This is a genomic window from Sphingobium agri, assembly GCF_023051225.1.
Classification (GTDB): Bacteria; Pseudomonadota; Alphaproteobacteria; order Sphingomonadales; family Sphingomonadaceae; genus Sphingobium; species Sphingobium agri.
Genome location: NZ_JALKHS010000019.1, coordinates 32,236 through 47,512, shown reverse-complemented (window position 1 = coordinate 47,512; position 15,277 = coordinate 32,236). Strand labels below are relative to the sequence as shown.

Below are 15,277 nucleotides of genomic sequence, written 5' to 3'. Positions count from 1 at the left end.
CAATAGAACGGGGTTGCCAGTGACACCGCCGACCTCGTTTGCAACTAGAACAAAGTCCCAGGCTTTGGATGAAGTCAGGTACCAGCGCGAGCGCTACAGATCGACTGAAGCACCCGGTTAGTCATCGCTGCGCAGTCTGCACCAGCGAATGGAAAACTGCCAGTTAAGGCGCTCTTGAGCTCTGGTGCAAGTCGTCGTTTTAGCATTCGCCTAGCTCGGAAGTCTCTCGACTTGACCGTCGCCGGCGGGATTTCTAATGAGTTAGCCACTTCCTCCACACTCATGCCCTCTATGTGTCGAAGGATGAAAACCGTTCGGAAATCATCCGATAGGCAAGCAACTGCGCTTTCCAGCACATGGCGGATCTGCTGCTGTGCAAGCGACCCGTCGGGCAGCAGTGACGTTGTGGACCCACGCATCAGCTTGTCCCGATATTCCTGGAGGATTACCACCGAATTCTCATCTAGTCTTGCTCGCTGCCTATGGAGCAACCGCTTCCGGGCTAATGCCTCATTTATTGCTATTCTCGTCAGCCAGGTCGAAAGCGAGGATCGGCCTTCAAATTCCGCCGCAGCTGAGAAAGCTTTCATGAAGGAAGACTGGACGACGTCTTCTGCTTCTGTACGATCACCGAGGATTGACCATGCGGCGCGGAAGAGGCGTTGATTGTGGCGCTGCGTAATCACGCGAACCGCCGCTGGTTCTCCAGTGGAGAAGCCTTTCGCAAGGGAGATATCGTCCGATTGGTTGTAATCCAGCGTTTCGTGCACTCGCATTGGATTGCCTCCTGACGCGGTATCGTTCACTTGAAAACGGACAGAGAGCCCGTCATCGTGGGGTGATAAACGCAGTAGAATGCATGACGTCCAGGCCCAGGCACAACGGTTTTTCCACGGCCGCCCGGGGGAAGGTCCACATGGAAAGTTTGGTCCTTGGCGGTCGCCGTATGCCGGATGATGTCCTTGTTGATCCAGACAATCGTATCGCCCGCCTTAAGGTGCGGGGGCATCGGCCCGAACTTCATATTCGCGATCACAACAACATGCCCACGCGGAGTTGCTCCCGCAGGCGCCGGTGCTAACAAGGCAGCGCTGGCAATGGCTGTCGCAAAAGACTGAAACGGACCCATGGCGCGCTCCTCACTTCAATTGGCTCAGTAGATGTTCGGCATGCGATTGGTGCGCTTGAAACAAAGCCAGTCCGTTCTCCAGAAGCGACTTGAGCTGGGCGTTGCGGGCGTTAGGAATCAACGTGGTGCTTAGAGCTTCATTGACTTGACGGTGAAACGCGACCTCGTTCCGAATATAGGCTTTGTCGAAGGATGGGCCAGTCAGGCTGCCCAACTGCGCGGCTGTACCCCGGGCCTGAGATGTGAGTTTCTCGCTTGTCGCACTCGCTTCGGGCTTCACACCCAACTTCTTCAAAAGCGCGATCGCCTGCTGGTTAACTGCTTTGTGATCGCGGATCATGGTCTGCGCGAATTGGCGCACCGCGGGGTCGGCCGCCTGACGCAGCGCCTGCTCTCCCGCTTGCACATCGAGAAGGCCCGCCGTGTATGCAATTTGCGCGATCTGCGGATCGGTGGGGCCCTCTGCGGCTAGAGTGGCCGGTGAAACGGACAGGAGGAGGGCGGATGCAGAAGCGAGCAAGGTTTTGGCGATCATCGTTCTTCTCCCATGAGTAGGTCGGTAAGCCTTTGATGCCGGATTTCTCGATCGGTTCCCGCTGATTTCGCCTGTCGACAAGCTCTATTCCGGAGGATAGATGACCCTATCGCTGGCTAGCGCGGCTCCAGAGGATAGCTTTGCAGGCTCAATACGGCCTTGTCCCATGAGGTGCAGCACCCTCCAGCCGTCTGCGAGCAGATAATCAGAAATTATACGTCGATGGCAGCGCCACCACACGGCCTCCGAACACATAAGAGCGCACAACACTTCTCGGGCGAGATGCTTCAGTTGGTCCATGCCGCCGCGAAATTGCGGCGAAAGTGCGTAATCGGCATAGTTGTGAAAGCTCTGGTTCTCCCAAAAGGCATTCAGTTGAGGCGCTACGTTCTTCTGACGAGAACGACGGCCGCCAAGCGACTCGATCAGTACGTAGCGCATTTGAAAGCGGCTGAGTGTCTCCGGTAGACTGTCAAAATTATATTGAGGATTAGTCCGTGATCGTGGAACCGCCCGCACATCAACAACGCACTGGACTTCGCCACCGCGCAGGATGTCAATGAATTCTTCAATGGTGCGGGTGGAATGGCCTATCGTGTAAATCGGGCGTCCGTCGGGTGATGCGCTCATCCTTACTGCTCCAGAACGTCTTGGACTTGCCTGCGAAGCTCCGGGAGCACCTCGAGTTCGAACCAAGGGTTGGCAGAGACCCACATGCGAGAGCGCCAGGAGGGGTGGGGTAGTGGGAAATACTTCGGCAGAAACTCGCGAAATTGACGCACGCGCTCAGTCATCCGTCCGGCGCCGAGGGCATTCTCCTGTGCATAGGTGCCGACCAGCAGAGTCAATTTGATGCGCGGCAATTGGGTGAGCAGGCTATTTCGCCACAGTCTGGCACATTCGGGACGCGGAGCGGCATCTCCGCTTTTAGCTCTGCCAGGATAGCAGAAGCCGACCGGTACGATAGCGACTCTGCTGGCGTCATAAAATGTCTTGGATGTCACCCCCATCCAGTCGCGCAACCTATCTCCCGAAGGATCTGAAAAGGGGATACCTGATGTGTGGACTTTGGAGCCGGGCGCTTGGCTCGCGATGAGCAGCCTCGCCTGAGGCGACACTTGAATGACTGGCCGTGGCTCGACGGGAAGCAGGTGGGCGCAGGCACGACAACCTCTTATCGACGCAACCAAATCCTCAAAAACAACCACACCAACCCCAATCCAAGCCGTCATGCGGAGACGAAGGAAGAACATCCAAATGCCACTGGATTATAAAGGCACGGGCCCGTGTTGAGGTTCCTTAGCGGCAGGTTTGTTGGAATCGGGAACCTAAGCGTGCTCTCGACATCTAATGGCATGGCGGAAAAGCGCCAAAGTATCTGCAGCTTCTCACCGCAGGAGGGATCGCTATGCACCATTCAAACCCGAAAAGTACCGCCAGCGTAGCTGGTCACCCGCTTCATCCTATGTTGATCCCATTTCCAATCGCCTTCTTCGTTGGTGGCCTTGCGGTGGACATCGCCTACCGTCAAAGTTTGGATCCATTTTGGCCTATGGCGGCGACCTATCTCCTCGGGGCTGGCTTGGCCATGGCGGCGCTGGCGGCGCTTGCCGGTCTCACCGATTTTCTTGGTGACCGGCGCATACGCAGCTTGCGGGCTGCTTGGTACCACCTGATTGGGAACGTCACGGTCGTGCTGATCGAGACTATAAATCTATGGAGGCGTTTGGAAGACGGGATAAGCTTCGTCCTTCCGACTGGGCTTGGCCTCTCCATTGTCGCCACGCTCATGCTGTTGTTCAACGGCTGGAAGGGGTGGGAAATGGTTTACCGGCACCGCGTGGGCATTGCACAGGAAGCGAAAGACCTCACATCCAGCTGAACAGAATGAAGCACTGTGTTGCTTTCCTACATGTCCGTCGGATGCAGCCAGCCGTTACTACTTTCCTGCAAATCTTTAGATTGCAAAAACTCTGCAAAACTAAAGGCAAACGGCGAAAGAATATAAGCAAGAACATTGTATTGAAGCGCAATTATATTAATTGGACTTTACCTAATAGGAGGAGCAAGTTCGCAGTCATAGGGAATGTGAACGGTCCCTAACATCACACGGCAGCAAAAGGACTGTTATATGCTGGTCGACGATGCGAACAGGCTACCGACCGATTGCGGAGCTCCAAACACCGCGTGCGACAGTGAGCAGTCGGGCAATATCGATCGCATACAGAATTCCGATGATATCCAGCGAATGCTTATTCTTGGCCAAATGAGTCGAGGGTTCGTGCACGACTTTAGGAACGTTCTTGGGGTGATTTCCGCAGCTGTACGTTTGGCTGAACGAAACGCTTCTGACCCTTCAGCGCTTGGCGGCTTTCTAACGGGAGCTCAGGAGGGGGTAGAACGCGGATTCCGGATGACAGCACGTCTGCTAAATTTTGCGAGCGGCCATGATTGCGACGTTCGCGCGCAGAATGTCAATGATGCTCTGGGGCGATTGCAATCGCTGTTGCAATATGCTGCTGGATCCGACATTCGAATTGTGATGCAGCTAGGTTCCGAATTACCCGATATTGATTTGGAACTTTCACAATTCAATGCAGCAATAATGAATCTTGTCGTCAACTCTCGAGATGCGACGCCTGATGGTGGTATTATCAAAATTAGCACTGCCTTGATCTTTCAATCTTTGTCACTCGATCACGAGCCCCAGCGCTATATACGCGTGCGAGTGAGAGATAACGGAACGGGCATGGATACGGACGTGAGTGGCAGAATTTTTGACCCATTCTTCACCACCAAGGCTGGAGCAGGTACCGGGCTGGGGGTCCCTCAAGTTGATGCTTTTATGAAGCAGGTCGGCGTCTCAATAAGGGTCGACACCGCATTGGGTGTCGGAACAACATTTGATCTCTTCTTTCCCGCTCCCGCCGCGGCTCGTGATGCCGACCATTCCATCTTGGCATCTAGATGAACCGGTAAAAAGGAAGACGGTGCCCGCAAAGGTTTGCCAACAGAATCAGCTGTCTCAGCCGGAGACGGGACAGTGGTATTCGAAAGACTGGCTTTTCGCAGCGTGGGAGCGCTAAAACTGCCCCAGCCACGGCTGGTGAGTGTCATAGCCGCCGTGACGACGTATGCCCGAAGTGAGCGAATGAGGCGACATTCCTACTTGCGGCCCAAGCAGGGTAAATTCATTAATGCCCAGATGAAAAGCTGGTGAATTGGATCGGCTTACCTACCATGCGTTATTGTAGTAACGTGCCAACTAAGTCATCGCTGACCCTATTATAATTTTATGGATTATGATGTCTTATACTTCCCGCCTAAAAAAGTTCAGAAGTAATTTTCCAGTGTCAAGTGTATCATCCGTCCACTAGAAAGTTCAAGAACAATGCTGCTACCCGGACGACGAAAACCTAATCGTTCGCCAGGTATCGGATAATTACGACTAATTGAGCGCCCGTCGACACTGACGACCGCATCATTGACGCGCAATCCTGCCTGCCATGCTGGACTTCCTTGTGCGACATGGGAGATAACCAGCTTCTTTTCTTCGCGGCTGCCAGAGATCCCGAGTCTGTCTCTCTGGATCTCGGAAGCCAGTATGTGTCGGTCCACCGTCGCTTGAAGTGACTTTCTACCTAAACTCAAAACCATGTGAAATGAGTGAAACAAGGGCCAGCCCAACGATATGGGCTCTGCTAGCTTCCAATTCTCCACTGCATGGACCGGAACATCATGTAGTTCGATCTCGCCGATTTGAACCGTGCGCAGTGAAAATGCGATATTGGTAAGGACGCCTTCTAGGCCGATAGATACGGCCGATGACTGAATCCTTTCATAAAGCAGCCCATGCTCCCGTGCATAATCCGCCGCGACGGTGATCGGCGTGTCGCTCCCTAAATCAAGTAGCGCTCTTACTCGTTGCCTTCCTTCCAGTATAAGATCGATCGACGGAAAGGCAGCGCGCTCACCCTGCAGGGGCAGTGTGAAATCGGCTCTAAAATCCGTATCTGGTTGCTTTTTGAGCCAACGGACGCGGTCCCCGATGAAATCTACCTCGACATCGATTATTCGAAGCACGTCGCGTCCAACGATCAAGGGAATGCGTTGACCGGACAGAGCGTCTAAGTCTGCCGCTCCATAGCTGTCGATGGGCAGATCGTGGACGATCGTGCCGGCGGCCTCGATAGTTTGCGCGCGATAGCTTAGCCCCGACACTCTACGGGTAAAGGATGTAGTTGAAGTTTCCCCAAGAGGTACAAGTCCCAATTCTCTCGCCAAGCTAGCGTTAATGATCGATCGAGAGGTGCCACTATCCACCAAAGCAGATACTGTCCGATCATTTAGCTTCACAGACGTGAAAATCATGCGTCGACGTCGAAGATCCATCGGCTCCCAAGGGTTGCCGATCTCCTCTGCAGCTCGAGTTCCAGCACAAATTTTCGAAGGTAATGACAGTTTGCCGAGCAGTCGTTTTAACAAGCGCGCCTCATCAGCTTTAGTGCCATCAAAAAGGATTTTTTCGGTGGGACAATTTCAAAGCGATGTAAAATAAGCGAATTATAAGCAAGACGAGAAAGAGAGTCTAATTGAATCAGTCAGAATTCGAGTATGATCAGAAATATGACCGAGATATATCCGAATATTATATTGAGGATTATCTTTATTAATTATCCTGATCATCGCCATCATCCTGATGAGCGTGCCACCTGCACTCAATTCGCTCACAAAGCATTCCCATTAGAAAATCTTGAGAAAGGCAATCGAAACAGTGTTATTCGAAATAGAGAAAGCAAAAGCAGTGAACTTCAATATGAGACGGGATACAGGGCGAGTTCAGCGATGAATTGATGGTCTTAAGTCCATGCTAGGTCTTCATTACGAGCGCTCGCCAGTGGATGTGTTTTGGAATTTGCATCAGCTACTTTACGGCTGAATAACCTCACTTACCTCGTCATGGACGGGGAACGCGGGCTCTGATGTCGCCGTTGCCGGAATTTGCTCGCTGATCAGAATGGCGAATTTAGCTCCAGCGTAGCAGGTCCCCGGCTGATGCCACGCACGTGTCACAACTAGGATCTTACCATTGAGTTCAACTCGCTCTCCCGGCGTGGGGGGGGCGCAAAAAATGGAAGCGGCCAGCGGGTATGGCATTCTTATGGTCGCGGCCATTGAAGACATCAATCAACATCTCATTTCATCTCCAGCAGATTGAAATAGGTAATGGACCGCGTATTTTTCGTCACAGCAAATCTCCAAACTTAGGAGAAGTGGACGTAGCGGACCAGCAGTCGAAAAATTGCAACGCGACTGGCCGGTTAGTGATCACGTGCGGCTCCGGCAAGGCGCGCGCTCAAAGCAGCGATGCAGAGCGCAATTGCATGATTTCTATGTCCGTCCGCCCACGTGCCGTCCGCGCCCAGTACGACCGTACTCGCGCCATTTTCTTCGATCCAAAAGCCTGGAGGGACGAGTGTTGCGGCAGCCGAGCGGGCTTCTGAATAGCGTAGGGCACGCACGCGTGTGCCGTCGGCTTGGATCCAGATGCCGGTGTCTGCATCCTGCAGTTCAATCAGGGATGGAAAAACAGCCAAGGCGATCTGTGCATCCAGCGCACGGCTCGGCGCCGTGGCTCGTCTGCATGCTGCGATGGCGGCAGCCAATGCTACGGTGCGGGTGTCGGTATCCGAATATGAGGAAGAACGAGGCATGCTCATCTCGCGTGCTTCACGTTGTCGTGTCGTGGCAGACCTTCGGCGTGTCGAGAGACCGGCTCGCACACAGTGCGCAACAATCCATCGCTGATTGCGTAGATCCATCCGTGCAGTGTCACGTCAGCTTGCGCTTCCCACGCGGCGCGCACGATACGGTTGCTTGTGAGGGCTTTTACCTGGGCGACAACGTTGCGTTCGCAGAGGGCGTCAGCGTCTGCTTGCGTGGGCGCGGCTTCGCAGGGATGCTGATGATGCACCGCCCTTACAGGAGCGAGCCAATCGCCGATTGCATCGTGGGTGTCAGGTGCCATGGCAGCCTGAATGCCGCCACAGCCGTAGTGACCCACTACTATGACGTGTCGAACGCGCAGCACATCGATGGCGAATTGTAATGCCGCCGCGAAATTGGGATCATCCTCGATCGCAAGATTGGCAACGTTGCGATGTACGAACATCTCGCCGGGATCGAGGTTTACAATTTCAGTCGCGGGCACGCGGCTGTCTGAACAGCCTATCCAAAAGTAGCTGGGCCTCTGCTGGTCGATAAGCCGACTGAAGAAGCTGGGATCAACCAAGGTCTTGGATTGAGCCCATGCTCGGTTGCGGGTGAATAGGGCAGTCAGGTCATCACTGTTGTCGCGCTTAGTGGCCGCGGGCATTGCGTCTGCCGGCTTTTCCCCAAGATCCATCATTGAGCAGCTTCCTCGAGGTCGACGACTCTCAAATATGGTTTCAAGGTTTTGTAGCCTTGTGGGAACAGGCGTGAGGCCTCTTCATTGGATAATTTGGGCGAGATCACCACAGGCTCGCCCGGCTTCCAGTTGACAGGTGTGGCGATGCTGCGCGCATCTGTAAGCTGAAGACTGTCAATTGCACGCAGGATTTCTGCGAAATTTCGCCCGGTCGATGGCGGATAGGTCAGGATGAGACGAACCTTGCGCGAGGGGTCTATGACAAACACCGAACGAACCGTGACAGTCGGATCGCTCTCAGGATGGATCATATCGTACAGCGTAGAAACTCGGGCGTCGGGATCTGCGATCATTGGGAAATAGAGCTTCGCGCCCTGTGTTTCCTCTATGTCGCTCTCCCATCGGCGATGTGCTTCTACCGGATCGACCGAAAGCCCGATTGGCTTGACGTTGCGCTTGTCCCATTCGGGCCGAAGCTTGGCAACCTCGCCCAGCTCAGTGGTGCACACTGGAGTGAAATTTTTGGGATGGCTGAATAATACGCCCCAGCTTGACCCAAGCCAGTCGTGGAACCGCAGGACGCCGTGTGTGCTGTTCTCTTCGAAATCGGGGGCAATCTGCCCAAGCTGGATGGTCATGGAGACTCCTCATGGTGGCCAGCCCATTGTGGAGTGAATAAAAACATCAAGCAAATGAATGATATTGATACTTTACCACAACAACCTTGGTATAACTTATCGTCCTGCTGAACTCACGACGGAATACCGCTAGCGCCGAGGCAAGCCCTAACTGTGTTCCTCTTCTGGTCGGACCACTTGTGAGCAGCACAGCAATAATGCGGTCGACAATATAGCTTCAGTCACCGTGAGCCCATTAGCAGGCTGTGGCGGGGAGATCCCGCTCTTCTCTTATTCTGAGCGAGTTCCATGGTCCCTCCGCGTCACCTCAGTCTGCTTCATCGCTGCCTCGGGCCCCTGATTGCCATCCTTGCAGATCGAAGGGTTTGATAGTTGGGAGTCTGGCGGCCAAACTGAGGCTATATCGAACGGAGGTAGGATTTCATTTGATCTTTCACGAGCAATGTCCAGCCTTGACCAATTAAAGAATCCCGTGGCGATGCCAACGCAAACGCCAGCGAAGAAGACAATCGCCATAATGCCGATTTCCGTGCTAGAAACTATTCGAGCTCGGAAATGCAACACGCCGATACCTGTGATCATCAGCAGAATTGGTAGTGTCCATATTGCTGCATACTGCTGGTGCCTTCTACGCGGGTGCTCGGGCCTGAATGATCTTGGATGTTTCATCTTGCATCCTGCTCGAACTGCGAAATTTTCAGCCTTAGACTGCATGTCCCTTGCGCGGGCAATATCGGTCAGTTAGGATATATGAAGCAAACGAATATTATTGCACTATAGGCATAAGGAGTTTGCTGGATGGATATCAGTGTCGCCCGCACCTTTTTGGAGGTGGTGAAAACCGGCAGCTTCGTAGGTGCGGCGGCCAATCTCCATTTAACCCAGACGGCGATTAGTGCTCGTATCCGCGTGTTGGAGGAGCAACTCGATGGGCCGCTGTTTGTCCGCAATAAGGCTGGCGCGAAACTAACCCCCGCCGGAGAGCAGTTCCTGCGATTTGCAACCACTTTGGTTCAGGTTTGGGCCCGGGCTCAACAAGCAGTGGCTTTGCCGCCGGGGCGGGAAACGGTGGTGACTGTGGGAGCCGAGCTTAGTTTATGGAGTCCCCTCTTGCGACACTGGCTTCTTTGGATGCGGCGCGAATGCCCGGGAATTGCTGTGCGTACGCATATCGACGGGTCTGAGCGCCTCGTGGAACAGGTTCAAGAAGGCTCGCTGGATGTTGCTGTGCTTTATGCGGCCCCGAGCCGGCCAGGAATCATTGCGGAACTCCTCTTTGAAGAGAAGCTGGTTTTAGTTCGCACGACACCTACCGATCTGCCTCTCGCGCGAGAGGATCATGTGCAGGTAGATTGGGGCGAGGAATTTGCCGCTAGCCACCAGGCGGCCTTTCCCGACGAACCGAATGCCGTAGTGTCGATCAGTTATGGTCCGTTGGCCCTCGATTATATCCTTGCTACTGGCGGGAGTGGCTACTTTCGCGAGGGCTTCATTCGCTCATATCTTGACGAGGGGCGACTTGCGCTCGTTCCGAACACCCCTGAGTTCTCCTACTCTGCCTATGTGGTTCATTCGACCAAAGCCGATCAAGAGGTGATGGACCGCATCCGAACGGGCCTCCGGGAGGCCGCTGCGATTTCAGTGTGACAGGTGATCCATGATACCAGACGAGCCGTCATCTCCAGTCTGCTATATGGCCGAGGCCGAAGACATGTATATGGGCTACATCGGTCGCGATGAACTTCTGGACGAGCTCAATGCGTTGCTCGAAGCCGAGCGAGCGGGCGCTAAGGTTGCGCTTGCCAGCAGCACTGTGTTGGCCCCGCGCGGCTACATCGAACTCATGCTCACGGTTCGCGACGATGAAGCACGTTGGTGCGCTATGCTGGCAAAGCAGATCTGCCGGCTTGGAGCGAGGCCATCGCGCAAAACCGGTGCATTTCGGGAAAAGGCGCTGGCTATCTCGGAAGCCTATGATCGGCTGGCATTCCTCAATCGTGGCCAGGCATGGGTCATCCGCAAGCTTGAAAAGTTGCTGCCGCGCGTTCGGGACGGGCATCTGCACCGTGCCCTCAAAGAGATGCTGGAAAGTCATAAAGACAATGTCCGGAAAGCCGCTGATCTCCTTGATCGTGAACATTCCGGCCATTGAAACCACCGGTCGCGTTGTTCCTCCATGTCAACGCCAAGCTGCCAAGGCGGTATGCCCCGCCATTTTTGAGAAGGTGCAGGGCTAACGCGGGCGCCACAAACCTGCGGTTCGTAGGACAAATTCCTTTCGCGGCCCCGAGATTATAAGGCATTCAGATCGCTGCTGCAGCGGCCTTGAGCGAGCGCAAATCCATCGCTATGGCCCCTCCAGATCACATATGAATACGCATTAAGCGTAAGGAAATCATTGCATGGACATCGCCATTGCGCGGACTTTTCTCGAGGTGGTGAAGACTGGCAGCTTTGTAGGTGCCGCCTCCAATCTCAATCTCACCCAAACCGCAGTCAGCGCCCGCATCCGGGTTTTAGAGGAGCAGCTCGATTGTGCGGTATTCATCCGCAACAAGGCTGGAGCCAAACTGACCCCTGCTGGCGAGCAGTTCCTTAGGTTCGCTACGACGCTTGTCCAAGTCTGGGCCCGCGCCCAACGCGCAGTCGCTCTGCCACCGGGTCGGGAGACCGTAGTCACGGTGGGAGTGGAGCTTAGCCTCTGGAACCCGCTTCTTCGCCACTGGCTGCTTTGGATGCGGCGCGAGTGTCCTGAGATTGCGGTTCGAACACAGATCGACGCAGCCGAGAACCTAATGGAACAGGTCCAAGATGGATCACTCGATGTCGCGATTCTCTACGCCGCGCCGCATCGGCCAGGCGTGGTCGCTGAGCTGCTGTTCGAAGAAAAGCTGGTGATGGTGAGAACTCCACCCACTGCTGCTCCACTATCGCCGCAGGACCATGTGCAGATTGATTGGGGCGACGAGTTTGCGGCGAGTTTCCAAGCAGCATTCCCTGATCATCCTAATGCTGTCGTTTCGATCAGCTATGGTCCTTTAGCGTTGGAATACATTTTAGCGGCAGGTGGCAGCGGATATTTCCGGAAAGGCTTCGTGCGGCCCTACCTCGAGGACAACCGTCTTGCTCTGGTCCAAAACAGTCCTGAATTTTCCTATTCGGCTTATGTTGTGCACTCCACCAAAGCCGATCCGGGGGTGATGGACCGTATTCGTGAGGGGCTTCATGTCGCCGCCAAGATCGCGGTCTGAACCGAGCCTTCATCGTTGGATATGGATCAAGCGTTCGTTGCACAAGCCACCGGTAGGAACGCGTGATATCCTGGGTTGTGTATCGTGAGGAGATCCGGCGGTTGCGCCTGCAGATCTTGAAGATTTCACCACATTTATCGATATCTTTACTTTGCAGAACGGGCCTGTGTACTGTTAGAGGGCGAGGTTCGCCGAGAGATCATTTTGGTCAAAGTCCTTCAGCCGTTCGTCTTGAAACGAACTCCGTGTTTGGCAAGGAATTTTCCCAGCACGACAGCCTGATTGATATGCCGATCTTGCGCACCGTATAGAAGCGTGGTGTTACGGGATTTGACGATGCCACAAAGCTGTTTGACCGGCTCGACGTTGTTCATCAGTTCGGCGCGATATTTTTCGGCAAATTCATCGAAACGGGCTGGCTCATGGTCGAACCACTCACGCAATTCCGCTGACGGTGCAATCTCCTTCAGCCATAGATCGAGAGCTGCCCTTGTCTTGGACACACCTCGTGGCCAAAGTCGATCCACCAAGACACGGAAGCCGTCAGTCGGAACCGCGGGGTCATATATGCGCTTGATGCGAAGCGTGCTCATCGCCTGCCTTCCGATGGTTTGCGTCCGATCCAGGCGGGTGGGTCACTAGCAGGAAAGGACTCGATCGACGCTTCATCAATAGCGTCGATGACGGATCCGCTTGCAAGCAGGAGCCGGACCTGGCGGCAGATCTCGATTACGCAGTCTCTGCGCTTTTCTTCGTTTAGCGTGACGCGAGTTCGAAAGCGGTCGTGCAAGACCTCTTCTGCTAAGATTTCCAGTGTGCCATCATCGATACGGTGGCGCAGCGCGATGTAACGGACCGCGTCTTCAAGCTGGCCAGGATCGATGGTATCGTCACCTTCACTGGGCATCGGACCGTTCCCGTTCTGCTAGGAGCAAGCCGATATCGGCCCCGACGCGCATGTCGTCCTCCGTGCCGAATGTATGCTTGCGCAGGCGGCCGCGGTGGTCGATCAGGACAAGTGTCGGCGTCCCCTGCATCCCATAGCCGGCCATGGTCTTCGGGATTGGACCCGCACCAGGAAGATCGACGCCCACAGGAAAGGTCAGCCGGAACTCGCGAATGAAGACAGCCAGTGCTTGGGGCGTCATTACCTCATTATGCTCAAACACGGTGTGGAAGCCGATGACGGCCAGATCGGCCGGATCGAAGGTCTGAGCGATGCGTTGCGCTTGCGGAAGGCTATTAATGACGCAGCCCGGACACAGCATCTGAAAGGCATGAAGAGCGACGACCTTGCCACGCAGGCTCTCAAGATCAAGTGGGCTTGAGCTATTGAACCATTCTGCCACATGCCAGTCCGGGGCGAGCGGGGCTGCAGCGCTTTTCATCATGATCACCTTCTATCACCATTTCGCTAGAGCTGAGCCAGATTGAACAAGGTCACCATCATGCCGATCGCGATGCCGAAGACCATCACCATCACCCCCGCGATACGCAGGAAAAGCCATTGAAAAGCCCACAATCACGAGGGTTATAGCGAAGAAATCGACTATGAATACATATATGGGCATCGTTGTTGATCCTTCATTCTCGTGCTTTTGAGGCTATTAGCCGCTGCAGGCTGCAAGGCCTTCATCAAGGCCGGCGAGTAGATCCCGTTCCGCCTCCAGACCAACGGAAAGCCGTAAGAGGCTGTCGGTGATGCCCGCGGTGGCACGCGCATCCTCGCCCATGTCAGCGTGCGTCATCGTAGCCGGATGAGCCACAAGGCTTTCAACGCCGCCGAGAGACTCCGCGAGTGTGAAGAACCGCACTGCGCTAAGGAACCGGCGCACGGAGAGAACGCCGCCGTGCAGCTCGAAACTCAGCATCGCGCCGAATCCGCGCTGCTGCCGCGAAGCGATCGCATGGCTTGGATGCGTTGGCAGGCCCGGGTAGTGAACCTTCGCCACAGCAGGATGGTTCTCGAGGAATTGGGCAACCGCCATCGCGTTGACCTGCTGCTGCTCCATGCGGGGAAAGAGCGTGCGCAGTCCACGCAACGTCAGCCATGAATCGAAGGGAGCGCCAGCGCAGCCGACAACATTCGCCCAATGCCGCAGTTGCTCTACCTGGGCTGGGTCGGCTGCGACAATTGCTCCCCCGATCACGTCTGAATGGCCATTCAGATATTTGGTCGTGGAGTGGATCACATAATCCGCACCGAGTTCGATAGGACGTTGGATCGCGGGTGACAGGAAAGTGTTGTCGACCGCGACCGTTGCGCCCGCTGACCGTGCTTTGCGCGAGAGGGCAGCAATATCGACGACTCGCATCAAGGGATTGCTTGGGGTCTCAATAAGGACGAGCGCGGGTACTTCCTCCAATGCGGTTTCGAATGCGCTCATTTCGGACTGGTTGACAAACCGGACGCTGCAGTGGCCAAGATCTGCACGTGCCTTGAGCAGCCGCATGGTGCCACCATAGCAGTCATGCGGGGCAAGGATCAGATCGTCGGGCCGTCTTCTGCCGACGAGGAGATCAAGCGCGGACATTCCGCTCGAAGTGATGACTGCTCCAGCTCCCCTTTCGAGTTTGGAAAGAGCGTCGCTCAGCAGCTCCCGATTAGGATTTCCTGCTCGACCATAATCGTAGACGCGGGGCTCATCGTAGCCGGCGAACTCATAGGTGCTCGACAGGTAGAGAGGGGGGGCGACGGCACCAAATGTGGGGTCGCTCGCCACGCCGTAGGCCGACGTGACAGTCTGGGGGCGCGGATTGTCGTCTGTGCGATCAGTCATTGAAAAAGCGCCCTTCCATGACTTCGCGCACGATGCCGACGCGAATGGTGAAATCTCCGAAATGCTCGCCGGGCAATCGCTCACGAGCATAGTGTGCGAGAGCGTCGGTCAGAACTTTCAGGATCGTTGCTTCCCCAACATTCTCTCGGACCATGCGGTTCAGGCGTTCGCCGTGGAAGCCGCCGCCAAAATAGAGATTATACCTCCCGGGCGCTCGCCCAGTCAGCCCAATTTCGGCAACATAGGCGCAGATTGCCGGAACCTGCGGCTGCATAAAATGCAGCAGGTTTTGTTTACTAGTTTGAAAGTTGCGTCCCCCAAATGGGAGGCGTGGCCGACTGTGTTGCCATTCCAAGATGAGGGATGATGAGTTTTGGGCTATGTTTTTGCAGGTAATGCTTTCACCCTTGTTCTGGTGCTTCCCGATTTTTCCACGCCATTTCCCAGGGCAGCTGTACACCGGTGGACCGGGCAATCAGAACGGACAAGATCCCGACTTGTTGCATCTGATGAACAAAGTGGCCTGACATAGCCG

Annotated in this window: 19 protein-coding genes; 6 read left to right on the top strand and 13 right to left on the bottom strand. The window is 55.0% G+C overall.

Translation table 11 applies throughout. From position 1 onward, the window contains the following. Positions 1 to 74: 74 nt before the first annotated feature. From MU848_RS17095 to MU848_RS17075, 5 genes are all read right to left on the bottom strand, one after another. Entirely contained in the window at positions 75 to 776 is a 702-nt protein-coding gene (locus MU848_RS17095) for an RNA polymerase sigma factor (protein ID WP_196225556.1), read from the bottom strand. Between the two features lie 26 nt (positions 777 to 802). Continuing rightward, positions 803 to 1,129 carry a cupredoxin domain-containing protein gene (locus MU848_RS17090; RefSeq protein ID WP_196225557.1) on the bottom strand — a complete coding sequence of 109 codons (327 nt, stop codon included), beginning with the start codon at positions 1,127 to 1,129 and terminating at the stop codon, positions 803 to 805. A 10-nt stretch (positions 1,130 to 1,139) separates the two neighbouring features. Further along, complete coding sequence (locus MU848_RS17085; RefSeq protein ID WP_196225558.1) at positions 1,140 to 1,664, bottom strand: DUF4142 domain-containing protein; 525 nt, start codon at positions 1,662 to 1,664, stop codon at positions 1,140 to 1,142. Positions 1,665 to 1,748: 84 nt separating this feature from the next. After that, entirely contained in the window at positions 1,749 to 2,294 is a 546-nt protein-coding gene (locus MU848_RS17080; RefSeq protein WP_196225559.1) for a DUF488 domain-containing protein, read from the bottom strand. A gap of 2 nt (positions 2,295 to 2,296) precedes the next feature. Next, positions 2,297 to 2,896, bottom strand: a complete 600-nt coding sequence (locus MU848_RS17075; protein WP_196225560.1) for a uracil-DNA glycosylase family protein — start codon at positions 2,894 to 2,896, stop codon at positions 2,297 to 2,299. Between the two features lie 176 nt (positions 2,897 to 3,072). On the opposite strand from MU848_RS17075, the gene MU848_RS17070 reads away from it, so the two are divergent. Both MU848_RS17070 and MU848_RS17065 read left to right on the top strand, forming a co-directional pair. Next, the gene (locus MU848_RS17070) at positions 3,073 to 3,546 is read left to right on the top strand and encodes a DUF2231 domain-containing protein (RefSeq protein WP_196225561.1); all 474 of its coding nucleotides are present in this window, start codon (positions 3,073 to 3,075) and stop codon (positions 3,544 to 3,546) included. A gap of 249 nt (positions 3,547 to 3,795) precedes the next feature. Next, positions 3,796 to 4,635, top strand: coding sequence for a two-component system sensor histidine kinase NtrB (locus MU848_RS17065; RefSeq protein ID WP_247234406.1), 840 nt, complete (start codon positions 3,796 to 3,798; stop codon positions 4,633 to 4,635). 362 nt (positions 4,636 to 4,997) lie between these two features. Here MU848_RS17065 and MU848_RS17060 read toward each other — a convergent pair whose 3' ends face one another. Next, positions 4,998 to 6,056, bottom strand: coding sequence for an aspartyl protease family protein (locus MU848_RS17060; RefSeq protein ID WP_196226458.1), 1,059 nt, complete (start codon positions 6,054 to 6,056; stop codon positions 4,998 to 5,000). Between the two features lie 234 nt (positions 6,057 to 6,290). On the opposite strand from MU848_RS17060, the gene MU848_RS17055 reads away from it, so the two are divergent. Next, positions 6,291 to 6,518, top strand: a complete 228-nt coding sequence (locus MU848_RS17055; RefSeq protein ID WP_196225562.1) for a hypothetical protein — start codon at positions 6,291 to 6,293, stop codon at positions 6,516 to 6,518. 862 nt (positions 6,519 to 7,380) lie between these two features. Here the strand turns inward: MU848_RS17055 and MU848_RS17050 are convergent. Continuing rightward, positions 7,381 to 8,073, bottom strand: a complete 693-nt coding sequence (locus tag MU848_RS17050; RefSeq protein ID WP_230463258.1) for a carbonic anhydrase — start codon at positions 8,071 to 8,073, stop codon at positions 7,381 to 7,383. Next, positions 8,070 to 8,711 carry a peroxiredoxin gene (locus tag MU848_RS17045; RefSeq protein WP_167302967.1) on the bottom strand — a complete coding sequence of 214 codons (642 nt, stop codon included), beginning with the start codon at positions 8,709 to 8,711 and terminating at the stop codon, positions 8,070 to 8,072. The genes MU848_RS17050 and MU848_RS17045 overlap by 4 nt, the downstream gene beginning before the upstream one ends. Positions 8,712 to 9,509: 798 nt before the next feature. Between MU848_RS17045 and MU848_RS17040 the strand changes: the two genes are divergently transcribed. The 3 genes from MU848_RS17040 to MU848_RS17030 all read left to right on the top strand — a co-directional run bounded on the left by MU848_RS17040 (position 9,510) and on the right by MU848_RS17030 (position 11,962). Further along, positions 9,510 to 10,358, top strand: coding sequence for a LysR family transcriptional regulator (locus tag MU848_RS17040; RefSeq protein ID WP_196225563.1), 849 nt, complete (start codon positions 9,510 to 9,512; stop codon positions 10,356 to 10,358). A gap of 46 nt (positions 10,359 to 10,404) precedes the next feature. Beyond that, positions 10,405 to 10,863, top strand: coding sequence for a DUF6306 domain-containing protein (locus MU848_RS17035; protein WP_230463259.1), 459 nt, complete (start codon positions 10,405 to 10,407; stop codon positions 10,861 to 10,863). Positions 10,864 to 11,113: 250 nt separating this feature from the next. Beyond that, on the top strand, positions 11,114 to 11,962 hold the full coding sequence (locus tag MU848_RS17030; RefSeq protein WP_247234404.1) for a LysR family transcriptional regulator: 849 nt from the start codon (positions 11,114 to 11,116) through the stop codon (positions 11,960 to 11,962). Between the two features lie 218 nt (positions 11,963 to 12,180). Here the strand turns inward: MU848_RS17030 and MU848_RS17025 are convergent, their stop codons facing one another. The 5 genes from MU848_RS17025 to MU848_RS17005 form a co-directional block, all read right to left on the bottom strand. Further along, positions 12,181 to 12,555: a DUF488 domain-containing protein gene (locus tag MU848_RS17025; protein WP_196225566.1), complete on the bottom strand. Its 375-nt coding sequence runs from the start codon at positions 12,553 to 12,555 to the stop codon at positions 12,181 to 12,183. Continuing rightward, positions 12,552 to 12,869, bottom strand: a complete 318-nt coding sequence (locus MU848_RS17020; protein WP_247234402.1) for a hypothetical protein — start codon at positions 12,867 to 12,869, stop codon at positions 12,552 to 12,554. Before MU848_RS17020 ends, MU848_RS17025 begins: the two co-directional genes overlap by 4 nt. Then, positions 12,859 to 13,350, bottom strand: a complete 492-nt coding sequence (locus MU848_RS17015; RefSeq protein ID WP_196226460.1) for a TlpA family protein disulfide reductase — start codon at positions 13,348 to 13,350, stop codon at positions 12,859 to 12,861. Before MU848_RS17015 ends, MU848_RS17020 begins: the two co-directional genes overlap by 11 nt. A gap of 219 nt (positions 13,351 to 13,569) precedes the next feature. After that, positions 13,570 to 14,742, bottom strand: a complete 1,173-nt coding sequence (gene metB / locus MU848_RS17010) for a cystathionine gamma-synthase (RefSeq protein WP_196225568.1) — start codon at positions 14,740 to 14,742, stop codon at positions 13,570 to 13,572. Then, the gene (locus MU848_RS17005) at positions 14,735 to 15,202 is read right to left on the bottom strand and encodes a hypothetical protein (protein WP_247234398.1); all 468 of its coding nucleotides are present in this window, start codon (positions 15,200 to 15,202) and stop codon (positions 14,735 to 14,737) included. Before MU848_RS17005 ends, metB begins: the two co-directional genes overlap by 8 nt. Between the last annotated feature and the right edge of the window lie 75 nt (positions 15,203 to 15,277).

Coding starts and splice junctions, on each gene's coding strand:
- MU848_RS17095 (WP_196225556.1), bottom strand. CDS start 776: ATGCGAGTGCACGAAACGCTGGATTACAACCAATCGGACGATATCTCC.
- MU848_RS17090 (WP_196225557.1), bottom strand. CDS start 1,129: ATGGGTCCGTTTCAGTCTTTTGCGACAGCCATTGCCAGCGCTGCCTTG.
- MU848_RS17085 (WP_196225558.1), bottom strand. CDS start 1,664: ATGATCGCCAAAACCTTGCTCGCTTCTGCATCCGCCCTCCTCCTGTCC.
- MU848_RS17080 (WP_196225559.1), bottom strand. CDS start 2,294: ATGAGCGCATCACCCGACGGACGCCCGATTTACACGATAGGCCATTCC.
- MU848_RS17075 (WP_196225560.1), bottom strand. CDS start 2,896: ATGACGGCTTGGATTGGGGTTGGTGTGGTTGTTTTTGAGGATTTGGTT.
- MU848_RS17070 (WP_196225561.1), top strand. CDS start 3,073: ATGCACCATTCAAACCCGAAAAGTACCGCCAGCGTAGCTGGTCACCCG.
- MU848_RS17065 (WP_247234406.1), top strand. CDS start 3,796: ATGCTGGTCGACGATGCGAACAGGCTACCGACCGATTGCGGAGCTCCA.
- MU848_RS17060 (WP_196226458.1), bottom strand. CDS start 6,056: ATGGATCTTCGACGTCGACGCATGATTTTCACGTCTGTGAAGCTAAAT.
- MU848_RS17055 (WP_196225562.1), top strand. CDS start 6,291: ATGACCGAGATATATCCGAATATTATATTGAGGATTATCTTTATTAAT.
- MU848_RS17050 (WP_230463258.1), bottom strand. CDS start 8,073: ATGATGGATCTTGGGGAAAAGCCGGCAGACGCAATGCCCGCGGCCACT.
- MU848_RS17045 (WP_167302967.1), bottom strand. CDS start 8,711: ATGACCATCCAGCTTGGGCAGATTGCCCCCGATTTCGAAGAGAACAGC.
- MU848_RS17040 (WP_196225563.1), top strand. CDS start 9,510: ATGGATATCAGTGTCGCCCGCACCTTTTTGGAGGTGGTGAAAACCGGC.
- MU848_RS17035 (WP_230463259.1), top strand. CDS start 10,405: ATGGCCGAGGCCGAAGACATGTATATGGGCTACATCGGTCGCGATGAA.
- MU848_RS17030 (WP_247234404.1), top strand. CDS start 11,114: ATGGACATCGCCATTGCGCGGACTTTTCTCGAGGTGGTGAAGACTGGC.
- MU848_RS17025 (WP_196225566.1), bottom strand. CDS start 12,555: ATGAGCACGCTTCGCATCAAGCGCATATATGACCCCGCGGTTCCGACT.
- MU848_RS17020 (WP_247234402.1), bottom strand. CDS start 12,869: ATGCCCAGTGAAGGTGACGATACCATCGATCCTGGCCAGCTTGAAGAC.
- MU848_RS17015 (WP_196226460.1), bottom strand. CDS start 13,350: ATGAAAAGCGCTGCAGCCCCGCTCGCCCCGGACTGGCATGTGGCAGAA.
- metB (WP_196225568.1), bottom strand. CDS start 14,742: ATGACTGATCGCACAGACGACAATCCGCGCCCCCAGACTGTCACGTCG.